We start from the raw sequence: 25,419 nt of genomic DNA, 5'->3' as shown, positions 1-25,419 counted from the left end.
CGTCGGGCGGGAGGGGCGATCAGAGCGCGTCGCGGGCTTCGGCGAGAGCCTCGTCGGCCCATCGCACCTGCTGCGGGGTGCCCCAGCGGGTCGCGGCATCCCGAGCGCGCTCGAACTCGGCGATCGCATCGTCGATGCGCCCGGCGTCGAGATGCGTCCATCCGGCGTTGTTGTGCAGCGAGACCGCCCACCGCAGAGTGCGGGCGTCCGTCGTGCCGTCGAGAGCGTCGAGCGCGCGCGCCGTCCACTCGCCCCCGTGGTCCGGGTCGGCGATCGCGAGCATGTGGAGCGCGTCGACCCGGAGGAACGTCAGGTCGGCGGATGCCGCGGCCTCCGCCGCGAGTTCGAACAGCGGGATCGCCGCGGCGGTGTCGCCCGCCGAGTTGCGCAGGCGACCGCGCTCGAGCGCGATGCGCACCGATGCCTCGGGTGAGGCCACCGGAGTCGTGCTCAGCACGGCGTCGGCCTCGTCGAACCGCTCCTGAAGACCGAGGGCGCGCGCGACCTGTGTCGCGAGCTCGGCGCGGGCCGCGGCATCCGTCTCCGCCTCCGCGGCGGCGCGCAGCCGGGCTTCGGACCCGGCCGCGTCGCCGAAGTCCCACAGTGCGTCGAGCGCGGACTGCGAGAGAGTCATGACCGCATGGTAGCCCCGGCTTCCGGGGGGTGTCGCGCCCGGGCGCGCGGGGGGAGGATGGAGGCATGGCAGACACACCGGGTCCCGTCGTCGCACTCACCGACTCGCAGTGCTGGGAGCGGCTGCGCTCGCAGGAGCTCGGCCGGCTCGTCACCCGTGTCGGCGACGTGCTCGACATCTTCCCCGTCAACTTCGTCGCCGACGGCGAGAGCATCCTCTTCCGCACAGCCGAGGGGAGCAAGCTGTTCGAGCTGACCGTGAACGATGAGGTGCTGTTCGAGGTCGACGACCACACCGATACCGACGCGTGGAGTGTCATCGTTCGCGGCCATGCGCACGCCCTCGACGACTCGGCCGAGGTCGAACGGGCCGATGGTCTGGGACTTCGTCCCTGGATCCCGACGCTGAAGTACACGTACGTGCGGATCGAGCCGGCCTCGCTGTCGGGTCGGGCCTTCGAACGGGGACCTGAACCCGACCGCTACGGCGTCCAGCAGTACTGACCGGATTCGCGGGGCCCCGGAGCATGCCGTACACTGGACCATGCAGTTGAAGTCTGCATTCTTTCGCCGTGCCCGTCGTCCGGGTCGGCTCCCTTTCGCTCAGGTGACAGGGGAGAACGCGGGTTTCCGAGGCCTCCGGGCCTCTAGGGCGGTAGCTCAATTGGCAGAGCAGCGGTCTCCAAAACCGCAGGTTGCAGGTTCGATTCCTGTCCGCCCTGCGCGTCAGCGCAACGTCGACAAGACAACGTCGACGGTTGACAACACAGTGAGTCGGCCCACGCCGGCGCACGGAAGGTAATCAGGTGGCATCGATGGTTCAGGACGAGCCGACGGGCGAGGTCGTCCCTGCGGGCGCCGCACCCCGCGAGAAGAAGCCCAACGTCTTCGCGCGGATCGCCATGTTCATCCGTCAGGTCTTCGCAGAGCTCCGCAAGGTCGTCACGCCGACGCGCCAGGAGCTGCTGAAGTACACGGCGGTCGTGCTCGGATTCGTCGTCATCATGATGGCGATCGTCTACGGCCTCGACGTGCTGTTCGTGTGGATCACGGCATACGTCTTCGGAGTGCCGGGCGGCGCCTGAGTCGCCTGAAGGCCCTGATCGAGCAGCGGGGCCACGCGGATGGGGTCTCATCCCACCGCGGACGGAACGGAAGAGAACGCAGTGTCTGAAAGATATTTCGACGACGCCGACTGGGCGACGGCGGCAGAGCAGTCCTCTGAGGACGACGAGGCCCAGGAGGGCAACGTCCTCGCTCAGGAGGACGCCGCCAACACGCCGGCCGAGCACGTCGCGATCCACATCGTGGACGACACCGAAGACGACGACGCCGACCTGGACGACATCGACATCGACGACCCGGAGGCAGACGCCATCGTGAACGACGCACTGAACCTGGACGAAGCCGCCGAGACCGAGGCCGCGGCCGAGGTCCTCAACGACTCCATCGCAGAGGAAGTGGCCGAACTCGAGGCCGAGGCCGCCGACGAGGTCACCCCCTACGACGGTCCCGACGTGAACGGCGACGAGGACGAGCCTGTGCTCGACTCCGAGTTCGTCGCCGAGGTGGATGCCGCGGCCGAGCTGGTCGACGAGGTCGAGGCGGAAGAGTCCGACGACGAGGACGACGAAGACCCCTACGAGGCCTTCCGCACCGAGCTCCGCATGCTTCCCGGCAAGTGGTACGTCATCCACTCCTACGCCGGCTTCGAGCGCAAGGTGAAGGCCAACATCGAGCAGCGCAAGTCGACGCTCGAGGTCGAGGACGACATCTTCCAGATCGAGGTCCCGATGGAGGACGTCGTCGAGATCAAGAACGGCCAGCGCAAGATGGTCACGCGCGTTCGGATCCCCGGCTACGTGCTCGTGCGCATGGAGCTCAACGAGGACACCTGGTCGGTCGTGCGCCACACCCCCGGCGTCACGGGATTCGTGGGCAACGCCCACAACCCGACGCCCCTCCGCTTCGAGGAGGCCTTCAACATGCTGAAGAGCCTGGTCGAGATCAAGGAGACCGCGCCGACCAAGGCCGGCGCTGCCAAGAAGGGCCAGGCCGCCGCGGCACGCGTCATCCCCGCCGAGGTCGACTTCGAGGTCGGCGAGACCATCACGATCAAGGAGGGCTCGTTCGCGGGTCTTCCCGGCACGATCAGCGAGATCAAGCCCGAGAGCGGCAAGCTCACGGTCCTCGTCTCCCTCTTCGAGCGCGAGACCCCCGTCGAGCTGTCGTTCGACCAGGTCACCAAGCTCTGACAACAGACTTCCCGGGTCTCCCGGGAGAACCGCTGCCCGGAAACGCCGGGTGTGCGGGAGAACGGATGCCTCACGGCATCCGCTCGATGAAAGGAAAGAAGAATGGCACCGAAGAAGAAGGTGACCGGCCTGATCAAGCTTCAGATCAACGCCGGTGCAGCCAACCCGGCGCCGCCGATCGGCCCCGCGCTCGGTCAGCATGGCGTCAACATCATGGAGTTCTGCAAGGCGTACAACGCCGCGACCGAGTCGCAGCGCGGCAACGTCATCCCCGTGGAGATCACCGTCTACGAGGACCGCAGCTTCACGTTCATCCTGAAGACCCCGCCGGCCGCTGAGCTCATCAAGAAGGCCGCAGGCGTCCAGAAGGGCTCGCCGACCCCGCACACGACCAAGGTGGCCAAGCTCACCAAGGAGCAGGTGCGGCAGATCGCCGAGGCGAAGCAGCCCGACCTGAACGCGAACGACATCGAGGCAGCCTCGAAGATCATCGCCGGCACCGCCCGTTCCATGGGCATCACGGTCGAGGACTGAGGGGTAAGAGGAATCATGGCAACCAAGTCCAAGGCCTTCCGGGCCGCAGCCGCCAAGATCGAGGCGGACAAGTTCTACACCCCCACCGAGGCCGTCGCGCTCGCGAAGCAGACGGGTTCGGCCAAGTTCGACTCGACCGTCGAGGTCGCGCTCAAGCTCGCCGTCGACCCGCGCAAGGCGGACCAGATGGTGCGCGGCACCGTCATCCTCCCGCACGGCACCGGCAAGACCGCCCGCGTCATCGTGTTCGCGACGGGTCCGGCCGCTGAGGCCGCCATCGCCGCGGGTGCCGACGAGGTCGGCGGCGCCGAGCTCATCGAGAAGGTCGCCGGCGGCTACACCGCGTTCGACGCGGCCGTCTCGACGCCCGAGCTCATGGGCCAGGTCGGTCGCCTGGGTAAGGTGCTGGGTCCCCGTGGCCTCATGCCCAACCCCAAGACCGGCACCGTGACCCCCAACCCGGCCAAGGCCGTGGAGGAGATCAAGGGCGGCAAGATCGAGTTCCGCGTCGACAAGCACGCCAACGTGCACTTCGTCGTCGGCAAGGCGTCGTTCACCGCAGAGCAGCTCGACGAGAACCTCGCCGCGGCGCTCGAGGAGATCGTGCGTCTGAAGCCGTCGAGCTCGAAGGGCCGTTACATCCAGAAGGGCGCCGTGTCGACCACGTTCGGCCCCGGCATCCCGCTGGACGTCAACTCCATCTGATCCTCGGATCGGAACGCACGGGGCTCCACCTTCGGGTGGGGCCCCGTCGTCGTCGGCGGCGACCGCCGCGCGTCCGCAGGCTCAGCGCCGGAGTAGCGTCGGAGCATGCCCTCGCATCTCACCACCGTCCTCGGCATCGATGCGCCGATCATCCTCGGCCCGTTCGGCGGGCTGTCGTCGATCGCCCTGACCGGGGCCGTGAGCGACCGGGGCGGCCTCGGGTCGTACGGTCTGTACGGGTACTCGGGCGACCGCATCCGCGAGACGGCCGCGCAGCTGCATGAGAACACCGCCCGGCCGTTCGCCCTCAACATCTGGCTTCCGACAGGCGACGAGATCATGCCGGCCGACGTCGATCTGGGCCCGGCCCGCGACGCACTCGCGCCGCTCCTCGAGGCCGCAGGCGTGGCGCTGCCCGAGACTCCGGAGCGGTTCCTCCCCGACACCGCCGAGCAGGTGGAGGCGGTGCTGGATGCCGCGCCCGCCGTGCTGAGCGTGGTCTACGGCGTGCCCGACGAGGCGCTCGTCGACGCCGCGCGGGGGAGAGGCATCCGGATCATCGGAACCGCGACCACGGTCGCCGAGGCGGTGGCCCTCGAGTCCGCGGGCGTCGACGCCGTCGTCGCGAGCGGCGCAGAGGCGGGCGGCCACCGCATCTCTTTCCTCCGGAGCGCCGAGGAGTCCCTCGTCGGGACGTTCGCGCTCGTGCCGCAGGTCGTCGACGCGGTGCGCGTCCCCGTCATCGCGGCCGGCGGCATCGCCGATCGTCGCGGCGTTCGCGCGGCGTTCGCGCTCGGCGCCCAGGGCGCCCAGGTCGGCACCGCGTTCCTCCGGACGCGGCAGTCGGCCGCCACCGACGCGCACCGCCGTGCGCTCGCCGGCGCGGCCGACACCGACACCGTGCTGACCCGGGCGATGAGCGGGCGCCTGGCGCGCGGCATCCCGAATCGCGCCATGCGGCACATCGAGACCGCGGGGGTCATCGCGCCATTCCCGGCGCAGAACTGGCTGACCGGCCTGTTCCGCGCCGAGGCCGGCCGGCGCGGCGACGGCGATCTCGTGTCGCTGTGGGCGGGCCAGGCGGCGGGCCTCTCGGTGCGCGAAGATGCCGTCGAGGTCTTCGACGAGCTCGTCGCGGGCGTCCCCGACTGAACGCGACAGGTCCGGGCTGAACCCCGAGAGCGCGGCAACGGAGCGTAACGCGATGGCCCCCGGCGCCCGGGAGCGTGCTGTACTGGAATGTCCTCCGCGGGCCACACGCCCGCTCGAAACAGCACCAGGAATCAGCCATGTCTCGCCGTCGCATCACCGCCCTCGTCCTCGCCGCCACTGCCGCCCTCACGTTGTCGGCGTGCAGCTCCGCGTCGCCGGAGCCCTCCGCGTCCGCCGGAGGCGACGACTACGGCCTCACCACCGAGGGCACGCTCACGGTCGCCACCGAAGGCACCTACCGGCCCTTCACGTTCCACGACGAGACCGGCAGGCTCGTCGGGTTCGACGTCGAGATCGCGGAGGCCGTCGCCGACAAGCTCGGGCTCGAGATCGCGTTCGAGGAGACGCAGTGGGACGCGATCTTCGCCGGGCTCGACGCCGGACGGTTCGACGTCATCGCCAATCAGGTCTCCATCAACCCGGAGCGCGAGGAGAAGTACCTCTTCAGCGAGCCGTACACCGTCTCGCCCGGCGTCATCGTCGTGCTCGAGGACGACGACTCGATCTCGAGCTTCGACGACCTCGCCGGAAAGACGACCGCGCAGTCGCTGACGAGCAACTGGTACGAGCTCGCCCAGGCGAGCGGCGCGACCGTCGAGGCCGTCGAGGGCTGGGCCCAGGCCGTCGCACTGCTCCAGCAAGGCCGCGTCGACGCCACGATCAACGACAACCTCACGTTCCTCGACTACGAGACGAGCGAGGGTCCGACCGGGCTCAAGATCGCCGCCGAGACCGACGACCCCGCGTACAACGCCTTCGCGCTGACGAAGGACAAGGACGCACTGGTCGAGGCGATCGACGGAGCGCTCGCGGAGCTGCGCGAGGAAGGCGTTCTCGCCGAGATCAGCGAGAAGTACTTCGGCGCCGACGTCACCGAGTAGACCTCCCGCCCCGCCCGCCCTAGTTTGGGGCGGGCGGCGGCATGTTCGGCCGCTTCGGGGAAGGACCGTGTATGGCTGACACTCGGACGCTGCTCGTCCACGTGCTGTCGCCGGCGCCGGCGGAGACCGCCGGTTCGGGCGACGACGTGTGGCAGCTGCTCGTCGACTCGTTCTGGCCGCTGCTGCTCGCGGGCCTGACCGCGACGATCCCGCTCGCGCTGGCGTCGTTCGCCCTCGGACTGGTGATCGCCCTCGCCGTCGCCCTGCTTCGGCTCTCCCCGAACCCGGTGCTCTCGAGCATCGCCCGGTTCTACGTGTCGGTGATCCGCGGAACGCCGCTCCTCGTCCAGCTGTTCGTGATCTTCTACGGCCTCCCATCGATCGGGGTGGTGATCGACCCCTGGCCGGCGGCGATCATCGCGTTCTCCCTCAACGTGGGCGGCTACGCAGCCGAGGTGATCCGGGCGGCCATCCTCTCGGTGCCGAAGGGCCAGTGGGAGGCCGGGCACACGGTCGGCTTCTCGCCGACGCAGACCCTGACCCGCATCGTGCTCCCGCAGGCCGCGAGGGTGTCGGTGCCGCCGCTGTCGAACACCTTCATCTCGCTCGTGAAGGACACCTCGCTCGCGTCGGTGATCCTCGTCACCGAGCTGACCCGCACCGCCCAGCAGATCGCCGCATTCACCTTCGAGTTCCTGGCGATCTACCTCGAGGCCGCGCTCATCTACTGGCTCTTCTGCCTCGTGCTCTCGGCCGGGCAGAGTGCGATCGAACGGAGGCTCGACCGCTATGTCGCCCACTGACGCCCCCGGCGACGACGCTCTCGCCCCGCCCACTCCGGGCGATGACCGGCCGCTGCTGCGGGTCAGCGGCCTGACCAAGAGCTTCGGCGCGAACACGGTGCTCCACGGCGTCGACTTCGACGTGCGTCGCGGCGAGGTCGTGGCGCTGATCGGACCGAGCGGGTCGGGCAAGACCACCGTGCTGCGCTCGCTCAACGGCCTGGAGATCCCGGAGGCAGGGATCCTCGCGTTCGAGGGCGGACCGGAGATCGACTTCGCGAAGCCGGTCTCGAAGGCGGGCCGCATCGCCCTCCGTGACCGCTCGGCGATGGTGTTCCAGCACCACAACCTGTTCCCGCATCGGACGGTGCTCCAGAACGTCATCGAGGGTCCGGTGCACGCGCACAAGGTTCCGAAGGCCGAGGCGATCGCCCGGGCGGAGGCGCTGCTCGATCGCGTCGGGCTGACCGAGAAGCGCGACGCTCTGCCGTTCGAGCTGTCTGGCGGTCAGCAGCAGCGCGTCGGGATCGTGCGCGCCCTCGCGCTCCAGCCGTCGCTGCTGCTGTTCGACGAGCCGACGAGCGCACTGGACTCCGAGCTGGTGGGCGAGGTGCTGCTCGTGCTCAAGGAGCTGGCGGAGGAGGGCTGGACGATGGTCATCGTGACGCACGAGCTCGCGTTCGCCCGGCAGGTCGCCGACGAGGTCCTGTTCTTCGACGACGGCGTCATCCTCGAGCGGGGTGCTCCGAAGGACCTGTTCACGGCACCGACGCACGAGCGCACCCGTCGCTTCATCGATCGGATCCTCCGCCCTTTCGAGGAGTAGTAGGCCGCCTACCCGGTCGGGCGCACCTCGAAGGACCGGTCGCCGGCGGGCGGGGCATCCGTCACCGTCGCCTCGGCGACCCGCGAACCGGGCGGACCCTCGGCCATCCAAGCGAGCACCTCGTCGACCTGCCCGTCGTCGCCCTCGACCTCGGCTTCGACGGTGCCGTCGCGGCGGTTGCGCACCCAGCCGGTCACGCCCGCCTCACGGGCGACCATTCGCATCGTGTATCGGTAGCCGACGCCCTGCACGTCGCCGCGCACGACCACGTGGACCCGTCTCATGCCTCCATCGTGCCGTGGCCGGGGTGCCGATCGCGAGGGGAGGGTGACAGGATGCCTGCATGGGAACCGTCGACGACCTCCTCGCAGACCTCGACCCGGCCGACCGCGAGCCGATCGCGCACCTCTACGCGATCGCGCGCCAGGAGGTTCCCGACGCCGAGCAGGGACTGGGCTACGGGATGCCGGCGCTCGTGTACCGCGGGAAGCCGCTGATCTCGGTGATGCGCGCCAAGAAGCACATCGGCGTGTACCCCTTCAGCCCGGCCGCTGTGTCGGCGGTCGCAGACGCACTGGCGGACCACCCCGGGATCGGGCTCGACAAGGGCACCATCCGCTTCCAGCCCGATCAGCCGCTGCCGGACGACGTCGTGCGCGCGCTCGTGAACGCCCGCAGGGTGCAGATCGAGGGCTGAACGTCAGTGGGGGAGCACCAGGCTGACCCCGAGGCCGATCATCACGACGGCGATCACGGCGTCGAGGATCCGCCAGGCGCGGGGCGTGGAGAGCCACCGGCCGAGGTAGCGCGCGCCGAACGCCAGGCCGAAGAACCAGATGACGCTGGCCGCCATCGCGCCTGCGGCGAAGATCCAGCGCTGGTCTCCGTGGGTGCTGGCGACCGTTCCCAGCAGGAAGACCGTGTCGAGGTACACGTGAGGGTTCAGCCACGTCAGCGCGAGGCAGGCCAGCACCACCGGCAGAAGGCGCGTGCGGGTCGTGGTGGCGGCCCCCGGCGTCGTGGCGCCGGCGGAGCCGGGGGACGCGGCATCCGTCACCGTGAGCGCCTGGTCGGACGGGCGCCACGCGCGCCGCGCCGCGAGGAGCCCGTACACGACGAGGAAGGCGGCGCCGGCCCAGCGGACGACGTCGACGAGCCACGGCACGGCCTGCAGCACGAATCCGATGCCCGAGACGCCGAGGGCGATGAGGACCGCATCGGATGCCGCGCAGATCGCCGCGACCACGAAGACGTGCTCCCTGCGCAAGCCCTGGCGCAGCACGAACAGGTTCTGCGCGCCGATCGCGATGATCAGCGAGAAGCCGAGGCCGAGACCGGCGAGGAGAGTGGGGAGCACCCTTCGACGGTAGGCGCGACATCTGATTCAGTCCAGCTCATCATTCTTCAGGTGCATTAGCCTGACTGTTGATGCGCATTCCGTTCGAACTCGCCGAGACCGTGGCCGTCGTCGTGGACGAAGGCACGCTGGATGCCGCAGCCCGCCGTCTGCACATCACTCCGTCCGCGGTCAGCCAGCGCATCAAGGCGCTCGAGGAGCAGCTCGGGCGGGTCGTGCTCGTGCGGTCCAAGCCGGTCCGGGCGACGGAGGCCGGCGCGGCGGTGATCCGGCTCGCACGCCAGGCCGCCCTGCTCGAGCACGACACGCTCGCCGAGCTGGGAGCCGATCCCGACGACCGGACCCGCACGTCGGTGCCGCTCGCGGTGAACGCCGACTCGCTCGCCACGTGGTTCCTTCAGCCCCTCGCACGGCTGTCGCAGCGGCATCCGGTCGTCTTCGAGCTCCACCGCGACGATCAGGACTTCACCGCCGGACTGCTCGAGGCGGGCACCGTGATGGGCGCGGTCACCTCGCGCGCGACGCCGGTGGCGGGATGCCGCGTCAGCGGCCTGGGAGCGATGAGGTACGAGGCCGTCGCGACTCCGGGCTTCGTCGAGCGATCGCTCGACGGCGACCTCCCGACCGCGCTCGAGACGGCGCCGCTCGTGGACTTCGACCGCAGGGACGACCTGCAGAACGAATGGCTGGCCTCGCAGGGGGTCGATCCCTCGCGGCCGCCCCGGCACTACGTCCCCGCGTCGAGCGACTTCGCGACGTCGGTGCGGCTCGGCCTCGGGTGGGCGCTGCTGCCGCGGTTCCAGTCGCACGAGGCCCTCGCACGCGGCGAGCTGGTGCTGCTGGGCGGCCCGCCGATCGACGTGCCGCTGCACTGGCAGCAGTGGAACCTCCGGTCGCCGCTGCTCGACGCGATCGCCGACGAGATCGTCGCGGAGGGCCGCAGGGTGCTCACCCCGTCGCCGGCGAGCTGACGCTCGGGTCGGTGCGGCGCGCCCCGGGGCGGCCGTCGCCCGCGTGCGGAACGCGCCGCGAACGCCGGCCCGGACGATCAGTCGTCGCTGACGCGGAGCACGATCTTGCCCCGCGTGTGGCCCTCCTCGAGCATGCGATGCGCCGCCGCGGCATCGCCCAGGTCGAACACCCGGTCGATGTAGACCTGCACGGCGCCGGAGTCGAGCAGCCGCCCGACGGTCGCCAGCGCCCCGCCGTCGGGGATGACCTTGTAGTTCGTGGCGCGGACGCCCGCCGCGGCCGCCGCCTCCGCGTACCCCGGCCATGACCCGGTGGGCACCACGATGTAGAGCCCGCCGGGGCGCAGCACGCTCAGCGAGCGGCCGCCGATGCGGTCCTGCAGGTTGCCGACGAGGTCGATGACCACATCGACGTCCGCGATCACCTCCTCGAAGCGCGTGGTCGTGTAATCGATGACCACGGCCGCGCCGAGCTCGCGCAGCCACGAGGCGTTCCGTGCGGATGCCGTCACGGTGACGTGCGCCCCGAAGTAGGCGGCGAACTGCACGGCGAAGTGGCCGACCCCGCCGCTGCCGGCGTGGATGAGGATGCGCTGGCCCTCGTGCGCGTGCGCCGTCTCGACCACGAGGCCCCACGCCGTCAGCGCCGCGAGCGGCACGCCGGCGGCCTCGACGTGCGAGAGCGACGCGGGCTTGCGCGCCACAGAGAGCGAGGGGACGACGGCGTACTCGGCATAGGTGCCGCCCGAACGGGGGAAGGCCGCCATGCCGAACACCGGCGTGCCCGGTGCGAACGGGTGCGAGTCGTAGGGGCTCTTCACGACGATCCCGCTGAAGTCGAACCCGAGGGTGGAGGGGAACGCCGGGATCTGGCCCGAGACGCCCGCCCCGGAGCGGGTCTTCGCGTCGATCGGGTTCACGCCCGCCGCCACGACGCGCACGAGCAGCTCGCTGATCACGGGCGAAGGGACGGGGACCGATGCCGTTCGCAGGGCTTCGGGACCGCCGGCGGCGGGGAACACGACGGCGTCCATCGTGGCGGGCGGGTCGACCACCGTCACGCGCTCGGTGTCGGGGGCGGGGGCTGATCGCAGCGGCCGGAATCTCATCGGTCGCTCCTTCCGCTTGCGCGTCTGCACCGACGGCACTCGTTGCCCCCGATGAGGCCAGTCAACCCCGCGATTGTCTCGCCCGTGTTACGCGGGTGCTACCGGGTCGAGAATCCCGGATCCGCCCGAATCAGCCCCGAAACGGCGGAAGGCCCCCGGGAACCGGTCCCGGGGGCCTTCCGCGTCGCGACTCTCCTACGGCGATTCGCCGGCGGTGAGCGCATGCAGCAGACGCGACAGATTGCGGATGTCGTCGATCGGCCACTCCGCCAGAGCGTGGATCAGCGTGGCCTCCTGAGGCTCCCGCGCCTGCGCCAGCCGTTCCAGGCCGAACGCCGTCGGCGACAGCAGGCTGGACCGCCCGTCGTCGGGGTCGGGAGTGCGTTCGACGAGCCCGAGCTGCTCGAGTTCGCGCACCGTGCGGCTGATCTGCCCCTTGTCGGACATCAGCGCCTCAGCGAGCGTCGAGAGGGTGACCGACTCCCGGCGCACGATCGTGGTGAAGACCTTGTACGCGCCCGGCAGCATCCCGGGGCTCACGCGGTGCGCGTTCTCCGTGATGATCCGCCGGAATCGGTTGATCAGCTCGCCGAACTCCGCCTCCAGGGCGCGCACCGCCTCGGTACGCGCCTCGGGGGTGTCGTCGGAGATCATCGGGATCGACACTAGCGGGAGGGGGTGGATGCCTCGTCCCGCGCGGCGGCGGAGTCCGCGTCCGCGGCATCCGTCGTCGGCACGGTGCCGGTCGCCTCGAGGACCGCCATGCCCTCGCTGACCGAGACGGTGGCGAGGTCGGCCTCGCTCGCCGCGACGCGCTCGCTCGTGGTCATGCGGGTGAGCGGGATGTTCGGCAGGAACAGGATCGCGATGAGGCTGACGACCGCGACCGGCACGGCGATCAGGAACGAGTGCGCGATGGCCTGCGCGTAGATGTCCTCGATGATGACCCGGATGCCTTCGGGCAGTGCCGAGACCTGGGGGATGGTGCCCGACTGCAGTTGCTGGCCGATCGCCGCTCCCTGCTCGCCGAGCTTGGCGAGCGCCGCGCCGATGTCGGCCTTGCGGTCGCCGAACAGCGTGGTCGCCGACGAGGCGAGCGCTGCGCCCATGACCGAGACGCCGATCGTGCCGCCGAGGCTGCGGAAGAACGTGACCCCCGAGCTCGCGACGCCCATCTCCGACGGATTGGCGGTGTTCTGCACGATGAGGACGAGGTTCTGCATCGTCATGCCGACACCCGCACCGAGCAGGAACATGTAGAGCGAGACCAGCGCGAAGTTGGTGTCGTAGTGGATCGTCGACAGCAGGAACGAACCGGCGATGAGCAGCACGCCTCCCACGATGAGCCACGGCTTCCAGTGGCCGTGACGCGAGATCAGCCCGCCGATGACGATGGAGGAGAGCAGCAGGCCGGCGATCATCGGAATCGTCATGATGCCGGCCTCGGTCGGCGTCGCGCCGCGCGCCATCTGCATGTACTGACTGAGGAAGACCGAGGTGCCGAACATCGCGATGCCGGTGGCGATCGACGCGATCACCGCGAGGGTGAAGGTGCGGTTCTTGAACAGGGTCAGAGGGACGAGGGGCTCCTTCGCCCGCAGCTCCGTGACGATGAACAGCGCGATGCCGAGGAGTGCGCCGCCGACCATGAGGATCGTCTCTGTGCTCCACCAGTCGTAGGAGTTGCCCGCGTTGGTGACCCAGATCAGCAGGAGGGAGACCGACACCGAGAGCAGGACGATGCCGAGGTAGTCGATGCGCGCCTTCTGCTTGGGGCGGGCGGGGAGGTGGAGCGTGCGCTGCATGATGATCAGGGCGACCACGGCGAACGGGATGGCGACGAAGAAGTTCCAGCGCCAGCCGAGCGTGTCGGTGATGACGCCGCCGAGCAGAGGTCCGCCGACGGTCGCGACGGCCATGACGGCGCCGAAGAGGCCCATGTAGCGACCGCGCTCACGGGGGCTGATGATGTCGGCCATGATGACCTGGCTGAGTGCGGCGAGCCCGCCTGCGCCGATGCCCTGCAGTGCGCGGAACGCGATGAGCGTGCCGGGGTTCTGCGAGAAGCCCGCTGCGGCGGTCGCGAGGACGAAGATCACGATCGCGAGCTGGATGAGCAGCTTGCGGTTGAACAGATCGGCGAGCTTTCCCCAGATCGGAGTCGAGATCGCGGTGGTCAGCAGCGTGGCGGTGATGACCCACGTGAACGCGGCCTGGTCGCCGTCGAGGTCGTGGACGATGACCGGCAGCGAGGTCGAGACGACGGTCGAGGCGAGCATCGAGACGAACATGCCGAGCAGCAGGCCCGAGAGCGCCTGCAGGACCTTGCGGTGCCGGCGCTTCTCGTCTGCAGTGGCGACCGTGCCGGTCGCCGTGGTGGACGTAGCCATGAATGTCCTTCGGAGAGATGAGGAGGGGATGCGGCGACGTTGGCGCGAGGATCAGTTGACTCAGGTCAACAGTTGAAGTAGGTCAACTATATACCCAATCGTTGACATGGATCAACTATTCCCCGCGCTGCGGCCCGGCGTCGCCGATGAGGCGTCCGCCAGGGCGGGGCGACGGGTCAGTCGGCGAGGGCGAGCGCGCGGAAGGGCTGGCGGGGCGCCGGAGGCTGCGGCATCCGCTCGGCAGGCCGGCCCTTCGTCGTGCGGTGGTACAGCTCGTCGATGAGAGCGGTGGCGAGACGCACCAGCTTGGCGATCTCGGCGTCGTCGCGCTCGACCCACGCGCAGCGCGGCTCGTCGCCGACGGGCACGAAGGCGTCGTGCTGCTCCCACGCGACGAGCGTCCGCTCGGCGCCGAGCACGTGCTGCTGCCACCACACCTGACGCAGATAGGAGCGCGGGATGCTCCGCCACGACTTGTTCGTCGTCTTGATCTCGCACAGGGTGACGCGGCCGCCGACGTCGACCGCGATGCCGTCGGGGGTCGCGAGGTGGCGCTTCTCGACCACGGCGTGGAACAGTGCCGAGGATGGCTCGATGCCGTGCGTCGCCGCGACCCACGCGGCGATCTCGGGCTCGCGTGCGCGGCCATGGGCGGTGTAGGCGTTGCCCGAGAAGCCCGAGCCCATGAGCTTCGCGTCGGCCGCGCGGGCGATCGCGTTCTCGGAGGTGAGGGTCGCGACATCCGTCGCCGTGATCCCGCGCGAGCGCGCCCGCACCCAGGCCACCCGGTCGCGGGAGTCCGCGACGATGCGGGCGGCGAGTTCGGGAGTCACCTTCCGAGGTTACGCCGCCGCGAGGACATGCATCGGCCGCGACCCGCCTGGCCGAGGCATCCCGCGTCCGTTCTCAGGCGTGGCGGTCGAGGAACGCGTACACCTCGTTGTCGTCGACCCCCGGGAACGCGCCGCGGGGGAGCGGCGAGAACATCTGCATGTGCACGCGCGCGCTCGGCCACGCCTTGCCCGACCACCGTGCCGTCACCTCGGACGGGGCCCGGCGGCAGCACGACTCGTCGGGGCAGGTCGAGGTCGCGCGCTTCTGGGTCTCTCGCCCGCGGAACCAGCGGGCGTCGTCGAAGGGCACTCCGACCGTGATCGAGAACTCGCCCTCTGACGTCGTGCCGGTCTGCGTCGAGCACCAGAACGTGCCCGCCGGGGTGTCGGTGTACTGGTAGTGCTCGGTCGTGCGGTTCTGCTCCGAGAACGCCGATCGGGCCGAGAATCTGCGGCACGCGATCTGGCCGTCGACCGCGCCGGTGACGTCCATCGGGAGCGGCAGGTCGTCGTTCTCGTAGACGCGGGTGATGGCGCCGGAGCCGTCGACGCGGAGGAAGTGCAGCGGGATGCCGAGATGCCGCGTCGCAAGGTTCGTCAGGCGCATGCCGGCCGACTCGTGGGTCGTGCCGAACGCGTCGCGGAAATCCTCGACGGCGAGGTTGCGGTCCTTCTTCGCCTGCTGGAGGAACGCCACCGACGCGGTCTCGGGCATGAGGCAGCAGGCCGCGTAGTAGTTGATCTCGAGGCGCTGCTGCAGGAAGTCGGCGTAGTCGGTCGGACGCTTGTGCCCGAGCAGGCGGTGCGCCATGGCCTGCAGGGCCATCGACCGGAGGCCGTGACCGCCGGGGATCGATGCCGGCGGGAGATAGATGCGGCCGTTCTCGAGGTCGGTGACCGAGCGGGCCGAATGGGGGAGGTCGCTCACGTAGATCAGCTCGAAGCCGAGCCGCTCCGCCATGATGCTCACGGTGCGGTGCGTGAGCGCTCCTGACACGTGGCCGGCGGCCTTGAGCTGCTTCTCGGCGAGTCGCTCGATGTCGGGCAGGTAGTTGTCGAGCGCGCGCATCTTCAGCCGCAGCTCGGTGTTGGCGCGCCGCGCCTCCTCCGGTGTGGCGATCGCCTCGCGCTCGCGGCGCTGGAGTTCGCGGTGCAGACCCAGGATCGACTCGAGGGTGTCGTCGGCCATCCCCTTCGTGACCTTGACGGGCGCGATCCCGAGCTGGCGGAAAACCGAGCTCGCCTGGGCGCGCTCGAGCTCGATCTCGAGCGCCGCGCGCCGGTTCGGGGGCTCGGCCGACAGGAGGTGGGCGACCTCGACTCCCGTGGCGGTGGCGATCGCCTGCAGCAGCGACAGCTTCGGCTCGCGCTTGCCGTTCTCGATGAGGCTCAGCTGGCTGCCTGCGACCCCGACCAGCTCGCCGAGCTCGTCCAGCGTGTACCCGTGCGAGATGCGCTGGTGACGGATGCGGTGTCCGAGCGTGGACAGTTCCAACGGCGTAGGCGGCATTCCTTGAGGATAGCGAAAGAATCGCAACTCTTGACGCCCCGATTGTACGGAAGAGGCGGCCGTTGGCGACGAAAGTGGAGGAAGACCACAGATCTGAACGTCGAATCGAGGAGGAGCGACCACCATGGCCCTTGCCGACATCTTCACCCGCCCCGAAGGCTCTGCCCCCGCGCGGCCGGCGGTGACGCGCACCTACGGGGACCGTCCTGCCATCCAGGGCGCCGGGATGGCCGAGCTCGTGGCATGGGTCGGCGAGATCGCCGCGCTCACGCAGCCGGACCGCATCCACTGGGTCGAGGGCACCCGCGCCGAGAACGACGCGCTCCTTCGCGACATGGTCGACGAGGGCAAGCTCATCAAGCTCAACCCCGAGTGGCGGCCCGGGTCCTACCTCGCCCGCTCGCACCCGAGCGACGTCGCCCGCACCGAGGGACGCACCTTCATCGCCTCCGAGCGCGAGGAGGACGCGGGACCGACCAACAACTGGCTCGCCCCCGACGAGATCCGCGCGACGATCACCCCCCTGTTCGAGGGGTCGATGAGGGGTCGCACGATGTACGTCGTCCCCTTCTCCATGGGACCTGTCGGCGGACCGCTCTCGCACATCGGCGTGCAGGTCACCGACAGCGCGTACGCCGTCGCCTCGATCGAGATCATGACCCGCGTCGGCACCGACGTGCTGCGCGAGATCGCCGGCGGGGCGCCGTGGGTCAAGACGGTCCACTCCGTCGGTGCTCCGCTCGAGCCGGGCGAGCAGGACGTCGCCTGGCCCTGCAACGACGAGAAGTACATCGTGCATTTCCCCGAGACCCTCGAGGTCTGGTCTTTCGGCTCCGGCTACGGCGGCAACGCGATCCTCGCAAAGAAGTGCTTCGCCCTGCGCATCGCGTCGGTGATCGGCCGCAACGAGGGCTGGCTCGCCGAGCACATGCTCCTCATCCGCGTCATCGACCCGGCCGGACGCGCGTACCACCTGGCCGCGGCGTTCCCGTCGGCCTGCGGCAAGACGAACCTCGCGATGCTGCGCCCCACGATCCCCGGCTGGCGCGTCGAGACGCTCGGCGACGACATCGCGTGGCTGCGCCCCGGCGACGACGGCCGCCTCTGGGCCATCAACCCCGAGGCCGGCTTCTTCGGCGTCGCACCCGGCACCGGAGAGTCCACGAACGTCACGGCGGTCGAGACGCTGTGGGGCAACACGATCTTCACGAACGTCGCGCTCCGTCCCGACGGCGACGTCTGGTGGGAAGGCCTCACGGACGAGCCGCCGGCAGAGCTCACCGACTGGGAGGGCAAGCCGTGGACCCCGGCATCCGGTCGTCCTGCCGCGCACCCGAACTCGCGCTTCACCGTGCGTGCCGATCAGTGCCCGCAGATCGCCGAGGACTGGGATGCCCCGCAGGGCGTGCCGCTCGACGCGATCCTGTTCGGCGGACGCCGCGCCACGAACGTGCCGCTCGTCGTCGAGGCGACGGACTGGACGCACGGCGTCTTCATGGGCTCGAACATCTCGTCCGAGCGCACCGCCGCCGCCGAGGGCACCGTCGGCGAGCTGCGCCGCGACCCGTTCGCGATGCTCCCGTTCTGCGGCTACAACATGGCCGACTACTTCGGGCACTGGCTCAAGGTCGGTCAGAGGCTGCGCTTCGACCGCGCGCCCCGGGTCTTCCAGGTGAACTGGTTCCGCAAGGGCTCGGACGGCCGCTTCCTGTGGCCCGGCTTCGGCGACAACTCGCGCGTGATCGACTGGATCATCCGACGCCTCGACAACGAGGTGGGTGCCGTCGAGAGCCCGATCGGGCGTCTGCCGCGCACGGAGGACCTCGACCTCGACGGCATCGAGGTGCCGCAGGCCGACCTCGACGAGCTGTTCGCGATCGACCCGGCCTCGTGGCTGCGTGAGGCCGATCTCACCGAGGAGTTCTACCGCACGTTCGACGGCCGCGTTCCGGCGCCGCTGTGGGCGGAGCTGGCCGCGCTGAGGTACCGCCTGCAGCGCGCCTGACGTCTTCGGCGGATGCCCCGGACCCGCGCTGTGCGGCGGGCCGGGGCATCCGTCGTTCCGTGCGTCGCCGGGTGTGCTGCAACTGCGCCTGAGCGGCGGGCCGGGGCATCCGTCGTTCCGTGCGTCGCCGGGTGTGCTGCAACTCCGCCTGTGCGGCGGCCGGGGCGCGCCGCCGGCGGCGTGTCGGAGCGAGGGTGGCGGAGCAGGCGGAGTTGCGGCACGCCGTCGCCTGCGTGTCAGACCAGCAGCTGGTGCTTCGCGAGGTCGCGATAGAGCGGCGTCGAGGCGACCAGTTCGGAGTGCGTGCCCTGGCCGACGACCTGGCCGTGGTCCATCACGACGATGTGGTCGCTGTCGACGACCGTCGACAGGCGATGTGCGATCACGATGAGCGTGCGTCCGGCGGCGACGGCATCGATGGCGTCGCGCATGCGCTGCTCGTTGAGTCCGTCGAGCGACGACGTCGACTCGTCGAGCAGCAGGATCGGGGGAGCGGCCAGCAGAGCCCGGGCGATCGCGAGGCGCTGGCGCTCGCCGCCGGAGAGCATGACGCCGCTCTCGCCGACCGGTGCGGCGAGGCCGAGCGGATTGCGGTCGAGCACCTCGCCGAGGTTGACGGCGCGCAGCACCTCCTCGCATTCGGCGTCGGTCGCCTCGGGCGAGGCCAGGCGCAGGTTGTCGCCGATCGTTCCGGCGAGGGTCGGGGCATCCTGCTCGACGTAGCCGAGGCGTGCGCGCAGGTCCGCGCGGTCGAGGGCGCGCACGTCGGCGCCGTCGAGGAGGATCGCGCCGCCGGTCGGGTCGTAGAAGCGCTCGATGAGGGCGAGCGTGGTGCTCTTGCCGGCACCGGAGGGCCCGACGAGCGCGACGCGGGCGCCACGGGGAACCGAGAACGACACTCCTCGGAGCACCTCGCCGTCGGCTTCGTCGATCACGAGATCGGCGGATGCCTCGTCCCGCACGATCGACGAAGAGTCGACGTGCGCGTTCTCGAGCACCGCGATGGCCTCCGACTCCGCCTTGCGGCGGGCGGCGACGACGGCCTCGGGGTAGCGGAACCGCACGTCGCGGAACTCGATCGCGGGAGTGCCGGCAGAGGACGAGGCATCCGCTCCGCGCTCGATGCTGCGCGCGATGGCCTCGTCGTCCTGGGACTCGGTGGGGAGGTCGAGCACCTCCTGGATGCGGCCGAGCGCGCCGAGCGCCTGGTTCACCGAGGTGATCGCGCCGAAGAACGAGCCCAGGGGGGCGATCAGCATGAAGAGGAACATGATGAAGGTCACCAGGCTCGCGATCGGGATCGCGCCGATCGCGACGCGGTATCCGCCGAACCCGATGACCACGAGCAGAGAGACCTGGAGCGCGATGCCGGCGATCGGCACGACGAGGGCCGAGACCTTCGCGATGCGCACGCCCACGACGTAGGCGTCGGTGGCGCGCTCGGTCACCTCGGCGACCTCGCGTTCGGTCGCGCCGGACGCCCGCACGGTGCGGATGGAGCCCACGGCCCGTTCGACGCCGGAGGCCAGCTCGCCGACCTTCTCCTGCTGCTCGGTCGACGCGGTGCGGATGCGCCCGCTCAGCGCGACCACTCCCAGCACGGAGATGCCGATCACGACGACGATGATCGCGAGGAGGATCGGGTCGATGATCGCCATCGCGATGAGCGCGCCCACGAAGAGGAGCGCGTTGCCGATCGCATCGGCGAGACCCTGCGTGAGCACGGCGTAGAGCAGCGTGGTGTCGCTGCCGACCCGCGAGACGAGGTCGCCGGTGCGGCGCGCGTCGAACTCGCTGATCGGCAGGTGCAGGATTCGCGAGATGAGCTTGCGGCGGCTCGAGTAGACGACGGCCGTGCCGGTGCGCTGCAGGAGGTAGTGCTGCCATCCCGAGATGAGCGAGCCGATCACCACGAAGCCGACCAGGGCCCACAGCAGCATCCCGAGGTCGAGATTGTTCTGCACGCGGTCGATGACTTGCCCGACGAGCAGCGGCTGGACGAGCATGGTGATCGCGCTGAAGACACTGAGCACGGCGACGACGACGAGCGTGCCCTTGTGCTCGAAGAGGAAGGGCAGCAGCTGCCCGAAGCTCGCGCGAGGACCGTCGTCCTTCGTGCGGCGACGGCCGCGGGGCGGTCGATCCGGCGCGGCGCCGGTCGCGGGGGCTTCATCGAGTTCGGCGGAGGGCATGGGCGTACCTCGTTCGTGCGTGGGGGTCACCTTCGACCGTACTTCCTGTGGACGGCCTGCTTGGTCACGCCGAGGGCCCCGGCGATGGCCTGCCAGGAGAAGCCCAGGTTCCGGGCGCGTCGCACCTGCACCTCTTCGGCGCGGGCGAGCTCGCGCCGGACGTCGGCGAGCCGTCGCAGCTCGGCGATCGGCTCACGCCCGGGGGCCGAGCCGATGAGGGTGCTGAGATCGTCGCCGCTCATGTTCCTCCTTCGGGACCGGATGCCGCGGCCCGCGGCATCCGGTCGTCAACAGTAGTTGACGCCGTCCCTCCTCGTCAACAATCATTGACGTCCGCCCGTCGCCTCCCCGAAGAAGCGCCGAAAGCGCACGATTCACGATTCGCCCGGCATCCGCTCGGTGATTCGTGCGCGTTCGGCGTCGGCCGGCCGGATGCCGCCGACGTCGACCGTGTCGACAGGCGGCGTTAGGGTTGTCCGGTGCCCGCCCCCGTGATCGATGCGAAGAACCTCGTCAAGGCCTACAAGGTCAAAGGCAAGCCCGACTTCCTGGCCGTCGACGGCCTGTCCTTCGAGGTCGCGCCCGGCGAGTCGTTCGGTCTCCTGGGGCCCAACGGCGCCGGCAAGTCCACGACGATGAAGATGATCGGCGCCGTCTCGACCCGCACCGCCGGAGACCTGTCGATCCTCGGGCTCGATCCGGATCGCTACGGGCCCGAGATCCGCTCGCGGCTCGGCGTCGTGCCGCAGCAGGACAACCTCGACGGCGAGCTCAACGCGCGGGAGAACCTCTACATCTACGGCCGGTACTTCGGTCTGCCGGGCAAGGTGTGCGCGCAGAAGGCCGACGAGCTCCTCGCGTTCGCCGCGCTCGAAGACAAGGCGAAGAGCAAGGTCGACGCGCTGTCGGGCGGCATGAAGCGCCGGCTCACGATCGCACGGGGCCTCATCAACGACCCGCGCATCCTCCTCCTCGACGAGCCCACGACCGGCCTCGACCCTCAGGCCCGCCACGTGCTGTGGGACCGCCTGTTCCGGCTCAAGGAGCGCGGCACGACGCTCGTTCTGACGACGCACTACATGGACGAAGCCGAGCAGCTGTGCGACCGGCTGATCGTCGTCGACAAGGGCCGGATCATGGCCGAGGGCACGCCCGCGTCGCTCATCCGTGAGCACTCCAGCCGCGAGGTGCTCGAGGTGCGCTTCGGCTCCGATCGCAACGAGCAGGTCGCGCCGCAGCTGCAGGGCATCGGCGAACGCGTCGAGGTGCTGCCCGACCGCGTGCTGGTCTACGCCGGCGACGGCGAGGCGGCGCTCGAGCAGGTCATCGCACGGGGCCTCCACCCGGTCACGAGCCTGGTGCGGCGCTCGAGCCTCGAGGACGTGTTCCTGCGCCTGACCGGAAGGTCGCTGATCGAATGAGCGGCGTCATCCCCTCCGGCGACGGCGAGCGGATGCCTCAGCCCGCCGCCGGCGCAACCGTCGACGACGGACTCGACGAGCTCCGCGCGGAGGCGATGGAGTGGGGTCGGAAGCCCCGTGGCCTCGGTTCCCTCTACGTCACCGAGCACATGGTGCGGGCGATGCGCGCGTACGGCTGGACGATCATCGTCGGTGCGCTCGGACAGCCGGTGCTCTACCTGCTCGGCCTCGCGGTCGGCCTCGCGGCGCTCATCGACGCGCCGATCGACGTCGGTGGCGAGCAGGTGCCGTACCTCGTGTTCGTCGCGCCCGCGCTGCTCATGACCTCGGCGATCGCGGTCGCGTCGGAAGAGTTCACGTACCCGGTCATGGCAGGTTTCAAGTGGCGCCGCTACTTCTACGGCTTCAACGCGTCGCCGCTGTCGTCGGGTCAGATCGCGAACGGCGTGGTGGCCGGCGCAGGAGCGCGCATGGGCGTGACGGTCGTGCTCTACTTCGTGTTCATCGTGCTGTTCTTCGCGTGGCTCCAGCCCGACGCCACCCGCCCGGGCACCGCGTGGATGGCGATCTTCATCGGATTGCTCGCGGGGCTCTCGTTCGGCATTCCGCTCATGGCATACGCCGCCTCGATCGAAGACGACAAGGGCCAGTTCGCCCTGGTGCAGCGGTTCATCTTCATGCCGATGTTCCTCTTCTCCGGCACGTTCTACCCCCTCGCGACACTCCCGCTCTGGCTGCAGTGGATCGGCTGGATCTCGCCGCTGTGGCACGCCACCGAGCTCGGCAGGGTGGTCACCTACGGCCAGCCGACCCCGCCGATCATGATCGTGGTGCACGTCGTGTACCTGCTCACGCTCGCCATCGGCGGCCTGGTCATCGGCCGGCGCCTGTTCGAGAAGAGGCTCGCCAAGTGAGCGCGGCGACGACGACGGATGCCCCGACCCGCGTCGGCGGCGTGCGCGCACTCTGGGCCGGCAACCCGCAGTCGGTGGTGCAGCGCGGCCTCATCGCAGCGCGCTCCTCGAGCTGGATCGTGGTGCTGTCCGGGTTCTTCGAGCCGGTCTTCTACCTCGCGTCGATGGGTATCGGCCTCGGCTCGATCATCGGCGACGTGCAGACCTCGAGCGGGGTCGAGGTGTCTTACGCCGCGTTCATCGCGCCGGCGCTGCTCGCCGTCTCCGCCATGAACGGCGCGATCTACGACTCCACGTGGAACGTCTTCTTCAAGCTCAACTACGGCAAGCTCTACGAGGGCATGCTCGCGACATCGCTGGGCCCGCTCGACGTCGCGCTCGGCGAGATCCTCTACGCGCTGCTTCGAGGTCTGCTCTACGCGACCGGGTTCATGATCATCATGCAGATCCTCGGTCTCAATCTGGCGTGGACCGCGATCCTCGCCATCCCCGCGGTGCTGCTGATCGCGTTCGGCTTCGCGAGCCTCGGCATGGCCGTGACGAGCTACATGAAGACCTTCCAGCACATGGACTGGATCAACTTCGTGCTGCTGCCGATGTTCCTGTTCTCAGCGACGCTGTACCCGATCTCGGTCTACCCGGAGTGGATCCAGCACATCATCATGGCGTTCCCGCTGTGGCACGGCGTCGAGCTCGTGCGCGGCTTGACGACAGGCATCCTGAGCCCCGAGATGTGGTGGCACGTGGTGTATTTCGTCGTCATGATCGCGATCGGCCTCGTGTTCACCACGAAGCGGCTGCGCGCGCTGTTCCTCGACTGACGGTCTTGCGCGAGGTGCGCAGGTCACCGCAGCCGAAACGGCCTCGGTCGGGCAGAGCCGCGCGGATGCGGATCTCGTCGAAGGGGAGCCGCGGCTGAAGGTCCGAGGGCAGGTCGCCGGCCGGACCCGCGGCGGTCGTGACGCCCTCGGCGAGCATCCGCGCCTGCGCTTTGGCGACGAGCGGCACCGTCATGGTCCACTCGCAGACCTGGGCGAAGACCCGATGGAAGGCGACCGGCGCAGGCAGGACGAGCACACGTCGATCGACGGCCGCCGCCACTCGCCGCACCGCGTCGCTGAGGAGGAGGGTCTCCCCGCCGGTCACGGCGACGGTCTCGCCTGACAGCCGCCCGTCGATCGCCGCGACGACAACGTCGACGAGTTCGTCGATCGGCACAGGACTGATCGACTGCTCCCGCATGCCGACTGTCGCGGCGAAGGGGATCGTCTGGGCGAGCCGACTCAGGTGGTCGATCATGTGGTCGCCACGACCGTAGATCATCCCCGCCTTGAGCACGGTGTAGTCGAGCCCGGAGGAGCGGACGATCTGCTCCGCCTCCCATTTCGACTCGTGATACCCGGAGCCACACGACGGCCTGGCGCGGAGGAAGCTCAGCATGACGATCTTCTGCGCGCCCGCCCGGCGGGCAGCGTGGATCACGGCGGCCGTGCCTCGTACGTGCACCCGGTCGAACGTCTGGTCGCCGAGCTCACGATTGATGCCCGCGCAGTGCACGACGACGTGGCAGCCCGTCATCGCGTTCGCCAGCGCATCGACGTCTTCGACGTCGACGCCCGTGCGGCGCGAGAGGACGACGGCCCGTCCGCTGCCGATGCGCTCGGCGACATGCCGACCGACGAATCCGGTCCCTCCGGTGATCGCGACTTTCGATGCCTGTGTCTCGTCAGAGTTGAACATGTTCAGATCGTACGGTACTTTCTGAACATGTCCAGTTCTGAAGTCGCCGTCCCTACGAAGAGCGAGCGGACCCGGGCGCTGATCCGAGACGTCGCCCTGCGGTCGTTCCGTGAGCGCGGTTACGACCAGACCACGATCCGGCTCATCGCGCAGGAGGCGGGTGTGTCGGTCGGCACGACGAACTACCACTTCGCGTCGAAGAACGATCTCGTGCAGGAGCTCTACCTCGACGTGCAGGAGGCTCACCGCGCGGCCGCCGAGCCGCTCCTCACGACGAGCGACGACCTCGTCGAGCGGCTCGGGATCGTCTTCCGCACGGGCCTGGCGCAGCTCGGCCCCTATCACCCGTTCGCGCCGGAGTTCCTCTCGGCGGCCGTCTCGCCGCGCTCCTCCCTCAACCCTCTGTCGGCGGATTCCACGGAGTCGCGCGACATCGTCGTCGGCTTGTTCCGCGAGGCCGTCGCCGGAGCGAAGGACCGGCTGCCTGCGGAGTTCCATGAAGACCTGCCATCGGCGCTGATGCTCGCCCACCTGCTGCTCGCGCTGTTCTGGGTCTACGACTCATCGTCCGGCCAGGCGCGCACTGAGCGACTCCTCGACCGCGGACTGCGTCTGCTGAAGCTCTCGCTGCCGCTCGTGCGCTCGCGCCTTCTCCGGCGTCCTCTCCGCGAGCTGCTCGATCTGGTCGCGGAGGTGCGCGCATGAGCACGGGTGCGGCAGCCCTCGGACCTGTGCAGCCCGTTGAGGCGCAGGCGCCCGACGTCGGGCTCTGGCGCGTCAAGTGGTTCCGGATCCTCACCGTCGTGAACTCGGCACTGGTCGCGGTGTCGGCCGCAGTCGCCGTGATGCGGTCGACGGGGGTGGGCCATGAATTCACCTCATGGGCCTTCATCGCTTTCCCGGTCGTCGGTGCAACGCTGGTGATGCCGTGGGCTTCAGCGTTCGTCATCGGGCTGGCAGCAGCGTTCTCCGCGTTGAATGCCATCGGCGGGACGCACAAAGGCGCGCGGTTTCTGCGAGCGATGACGGTCTGGGGAACGATCGTCCTCGGTGTTCCGGTGGCGTTCACCGCGTTCTGCGGGATCATGTCGGCGATCGGCGCGATCGTCTGACGGCGATGATCGACGAGACGACGGATGCCGCGACCCG

At 69.7% G+C, this 25,419-nt stretch carries 28 protein-coding genes and 1 tRNA gene; 18 read left to right on the top strand and 11 right to left on the bottom strand.

Annotated features, from left to right (window positions below):
- Positions 1–19: 19 nt before the first annotated feature.
- Positions 20–634 carry a hypothetical protein gene (locus tag EER34_RS02130; protein ID WP_127472928.1) on the bottom strand — a complete coding sequence of 205 codons (615 nt, stop codon included), beginning with the start codon at positions 632–634 and terminating at the stop codon, positions 20–22.
- Between the two features lie 65 nt (positions 635–699).
- On the opposite strand from EER34_RS02130, the gene EER34_RS02125 reads away from it, so the two are divergent.
- The 10 genes from EER34_RS02125 (at position 700) to EER34_RS02080 (ending at position 7,828) form a co-directional block, all read left to right on the top strand.
- Positions 700–1,137 carry a pyridoxamine 5'-phosphate oxidase family protein gene (locus tag EER34_RS02125; RefSeq protein ID WP_127472927.1) on the top strand — a complete coding sequence of 146 codons (438 nt, stop codon included), beginning with the start codon at positions 700–702 and terminating at the stop codon, positions 1,135–1,137.
- Between the two features lie 145 nt (positions 1,138–1,282).
- Positions 1,283–1,355 (top strand) — tRNA-Trp (locus EER34_RS02120).
- Positions 1,356–1,448: 93 nt separating this feature from the next.
- Positions 1,449–1,718 carry a preprotein translocase subunit SecE gene (gene secE / locus EER34_RS02115; protein WP_127474240.1) on the top strand — a complete coding sequence of 90 codons (270 nt, stop codon included), beginning with the start codon at positions 1,449–1,451 and terminating at the stop codon, positions 1,716–1,718.
- Between the two features lie 81 nt (positions 1,719–1,799).
- Complete coding sequence (gene nusG, locus EER34_RS02110; protein WP_127472926.1) at positions 1,800–2,888, top strand: transcription termination/antitermination protein NusG; 1,089 nt, start codon at positions 1,800–1,802, stop codon at positions 2,886–2,888.
- Between the two features lie 102 nt (positions 2,889–2,990).
- A complete protein-coding gene (rplK, locus tag EER34_RS02105; protein ID WP_127472925.1) occupies positions 2,991–3,422 on the top strand; it encodes a 50S ribosomal protein L11 in 432 nt (143 codons plus the stop codon).
- A 15-nt stretch (positions 3,423–3,437) separates the two neighbouring features.
- Entirely contained in the window at positions 3,438–4,127 is a 690-nt protein-coding gene (gene rplA / locus EER34_RS02100) for a 50S ribosomal protein L1 (RefSeq protein WP_127472924.1), read from the top strand.
- 105 nt (positions 4,128–4,232) lie between these two features.
- Positions 4,233–5,279, top strand: coding sequence for an NAD(P)H-dependent flavin oxidoreductase (locus EER34_RS02095; protein WP_127472923.1), 1,047 nt, complete (start codon positions 4,233–4,235; stop codon positions 5,277–5,279).
- A 137-nt stretch (positions 5,280–5,416) separates the two neighbouring features.
- Positions 5,417–6,220, top strand: a complete 804-nt coding sequence (locus EER34_RS02090; protein WP_127472922.1) for an amino acid ABC transporter substrate-binding protein — start codon at positions 5,417–5,419, stop codon at positions 6,218–6,220.
- 71 nt (positions 6,221–6,291) lie between these two features.
- Positions 6,292–7,023: an amino acid ABC transporter permease gene (locus EER34_RS02085; RefSeq protein WP_127472921.1), complete on the top strand. Its 732-nt coding sequence runs from the start codon at positions 6,292–6,294 to the stop codon at positions 7,021–7,023.
- Complete coding sequence (locus tag EER34_RS02080) at positions 7,010–7,828, top strand: amino acid ABC transporter ATP-binding protein (RefSeq protein WP_127472920.1); 819 nt, start codon at positions 7,010–7,012, stop codon at positions 7,826–7,828. The genes EER34_RS02085 and EER34_RS02080 overlap by 14 nt, the downstream gene beginning before the upstream one ends.
- A gap of 8 nt (positions 7,829–7,836) precedes the next feature.
- On the opposite strand, the gene EER34_RS02075 is transcribed toward EER34_RS02080, so the two are convergent.
- The gene (locus EER34_RS02075; protein ID WP_127472919.1) at positions 7,837–8,112 is read right to left on the bottom strand and encodes an acylphosphatase; all 276 of its coding nucleotides are present in this window, start codon (positions 8,110–8,112) and stop codon (positions 7,837–7,839) included.
- A 59-nt stretch (positions 8,113–8,171) separates the two neighbouring features.
- Here EER34_RS02075 and EER34_RS02070 point away from each other — a divergent pair, with 59 nt between their 5' ends.
- Positions 8,172–8,525, top strand: coding sequence for an iron chaperone (locus tag EER34_RS02070; RefSeq protein WP_127472918.1), 354 nt, complete (start codon positions 8,172–8,174; stop codon positions 8,523–8,525).
- Between the two features lie 3 nt (positions 8,526–8,528).
- On the opposite strand, the gene EER34_RS02065 is transcribed toward EER34_RS02070, so the two are convergent.
- Complete coding sequence (locus tag EER34_RS02065; protein ID WP_127472917.1) at positions 8,529–9,185, bottom strand: LysE/ArgO family amino acid transporter; 657 nt, start codon at positions 9,183–9,185, stop codon at positions 8,529–8,531.
- A gap of 71 nt (positions 9,186–9,256) precedes the next feature.
- Here EER34_RS02065 and EER34_RS02060 point away from each other — a divergent pair, with 71 nt between their 5' ends.
- Positions 9,257–10,156 (top strand): LysR family transcriptional regulator ArgP, encoded by a 900-nt coding sequence (locus EER34_RS02060; protein WP_164743418.1) that lies wholly within the window; start codon positions 9,257–9,259, stop codon positions 10,154–10,156.
- A 77-nt stretch (positions 10,157–10,233) separates the two neighbouring features.
- Here the strand turns inward: EER34_RS02060 and EER34_RS02055 are convergent, their stop codons facing one another.
- From EER34_RS02055 to EER34_RS02035, 5 genes are all read right to left on the bottom strand, one after another.
- Complete coding sequence (locus EER34_RS02055; RefSeq protein ID WP_127472915.1) at positions 10,234–11,265, bottom strand: NADP-dependent oxidoreductase; 1,032 nt, start codon at positions 11,263–11,265, stop codon at positions 10,234–10,236.
- 195 nt (positions 11,266–11,460) lie between these two features.
- On the bottom strand, positions 11,461–11,919 hold the full coding sequence (locus EER34_RS02050) for a MarR family winged helix-turn-helix transcriptional regulator (protein WP_205791321.1): 459 nt from the start codon (positions 11,917–11,919) through the stop codon (positions 11,461–11,463).
- A gap of 11 nt (positions 11,920–11,930) precedes the next feature.
- Positions 11,931–13,655 (bottom strand): MDR family MFS transporter, encoded by a 1,725-nt coding sequence (locus EER34_RS02045; protein ID WP_127472914.1) that lies wholly within the window; start codon positions 13,653–13,655, stop codon positions 11,931–11,933.
- A 176-nt stretch (positions 13,656–13,831) separates the two neighbouring features.
- The gene (locus tag EER34_RS02040) at positions 13,832–14,488 is read right to left on the bottom strand and encodes a YqaJ viral recombinase family protein (RefSeq protein WP_127472913.1); all 657 of its coding nucleotides are present in this window, start codon (positions 14,486–14,488) and stop codon (positions 13,832–13,834) included.
- Positions 14,489–14,561: 73 nt separating this feature from the next.
- Positions 14,562–15,998 carry an XRE family transcriptional regulator gene (locus EER34_RS02035; protein ID WP_127472912.1) on the bottom strand — a complete coding sequence of 479 codons (1,437 nt, stop codon included), beginning with the start codon at positions 15,996–15,998 and terminating at the stop codon, positions 14,562–14,564.
- Positions 15,999–16,122: 124 nt separating this feature from the next.
- Between EER34_RS02035 and EER34_RS02030 the strand changes: the two genes are divergently transcribed.
- A complete protein-coding gene (locus EER34_RS02030; RefSeq protein ID WP_127472911.1) occupies positions 16,123–18,003 on the top strand; it encodes a phosphoenolpyruvate carboxykinase (GTP) in 1,881 nt (626 codons plus the stop codon).
- A gap of 236 nt (positions 18,004–18,239) precedes the next feature.
- On the opposite strand, the gene EER34_RS02025 is transcribed toward EER34_RS02030, so the two are convergent.
- Positions 18,240–20,195 (bottom strand): ABC transporter ATP-binding protein, encoded by a 1,956-nt coding sequence (locus tag EER34_RS02025; protein ID WP_127472910.1) that lies wholly within the window; start codon positions 20,193–20,195, stop codon positions 18,240–18,242.
- Positions 20,196–20,221: 26 nt separating this feature from the next.
- Entirely contained in the window at positions 20,222–20,437 is a 216-nt protein-coding gene (locus EER34_RS02020; RefSeq protein ID WP_127472909.1) for an AsnC family protein, read from the bottom strand.
- Positions 20,438–20,674: 237 nt separating this feature from the next.
- Between EER34_RS02020 and EER34_RS02015 the strand changes: the two genes are divergently transcribed.
- The 3 genes from EER34_RS02015 to EER34_RS02005 are packed head-to-tail and all read left to right on the top strand — an operon-like array spanning position 20,675 to position 23,351.
- On the top strand, positions 20,675–21,616 hold the full coding sequence (locus EER34_RS02015; RefSeq protein WP_127472908.1) for an ABC transporter ATP-binding protein: 942 nt from the start codon (positions 20,675–20,677) through the stop codon (positions 21,614–21,616).
- 32 nt (positions 21,617–21,648) lie between these two features.
- Positions 21,649–22,530 carry an ABC transporter permease gene (locus EER34_RS02010; protein WP_127474238.1) on the top strand — a complete coding sequence of 294 codons (882 nt, stop codon included), beginning with the start codon at positions 21,649–21,651 and terminating at the stop codon, positions 22,528–22,530.
- Entirely contained in the window at positions 22,527–23,351 is an 825-nt protein-coding gene (locus tag EER34_RS02005) for an ABC transporter permease (protein ID WP_127472907.1), read from the top strand. Before EER34_RS02010 ends, EER34_RS02005 begins: the two co-directional genes overlap by 4 nt.
- Here EER34_RS02005 and EER34_RS02000 read toward each other — a convergent pair.
- The gene (locus EER34_RS02000; RefSeq protein ID WP_127472906.1) at positions 23,314–24,270 is read right to left on the bottom strand and encodes an NAD(P)H-binding protein; all 957 of its coding nucleotides are present in this window, start codon (positions 24,268–24,270) and stop codon (positions 23,314–23,316) included. The two genes, EER34_RS02005 and EER34_RS02000, sit on opposite strands and share 38 nt — an antisense overlap.
- A gap of 27 nt (positions 24,271–24,297) precedes the next feature.
- Between EER34_RS02000 and EER34_RS01995 the strand changes: the two genes are divergently transcribed.
- Positions 24,298–24,975: a TetR/AcrR family transcriptional regulator gene (locus EER34_RS01995; protein ID WP_127472905.1), complete on the top strand. Its 678-nt coding sequence runs from the start codon at positions 24,298–24,300 to the stop codon at positions 24,973–24,975.
- Positions 24,972–25,382 (top strand): hypothetical protein, encoded by a 411-nt coding sequence (locus EER34_RS01990; RefSeq protein WP_127472904.1) that lies wholly within the window; start codon positions 24,972–24,974, stop codon positions 25,380–25,382. Before EER34_RS01995 ends, EER34_RS01990 begins: the two co-directional genes overlap by 4 nt.
- Positions 25,383–25,419 lie beyond the last annotated feature (37 nt).

Source organism: Microbacterium sulfonylureivorans, assembly GCF_003999995.1.
Taxonomy (GTDB): domain Bacteria; phylum Actinomycetota; class Actinomycetes; order Actinomycetales; family Microbacteriaceae; genus Microbacterium; species Microbacterium sulfonylureivorans.
This window is presented reverse-complemented; position numbering and strand designations above follow the sequence as displayed.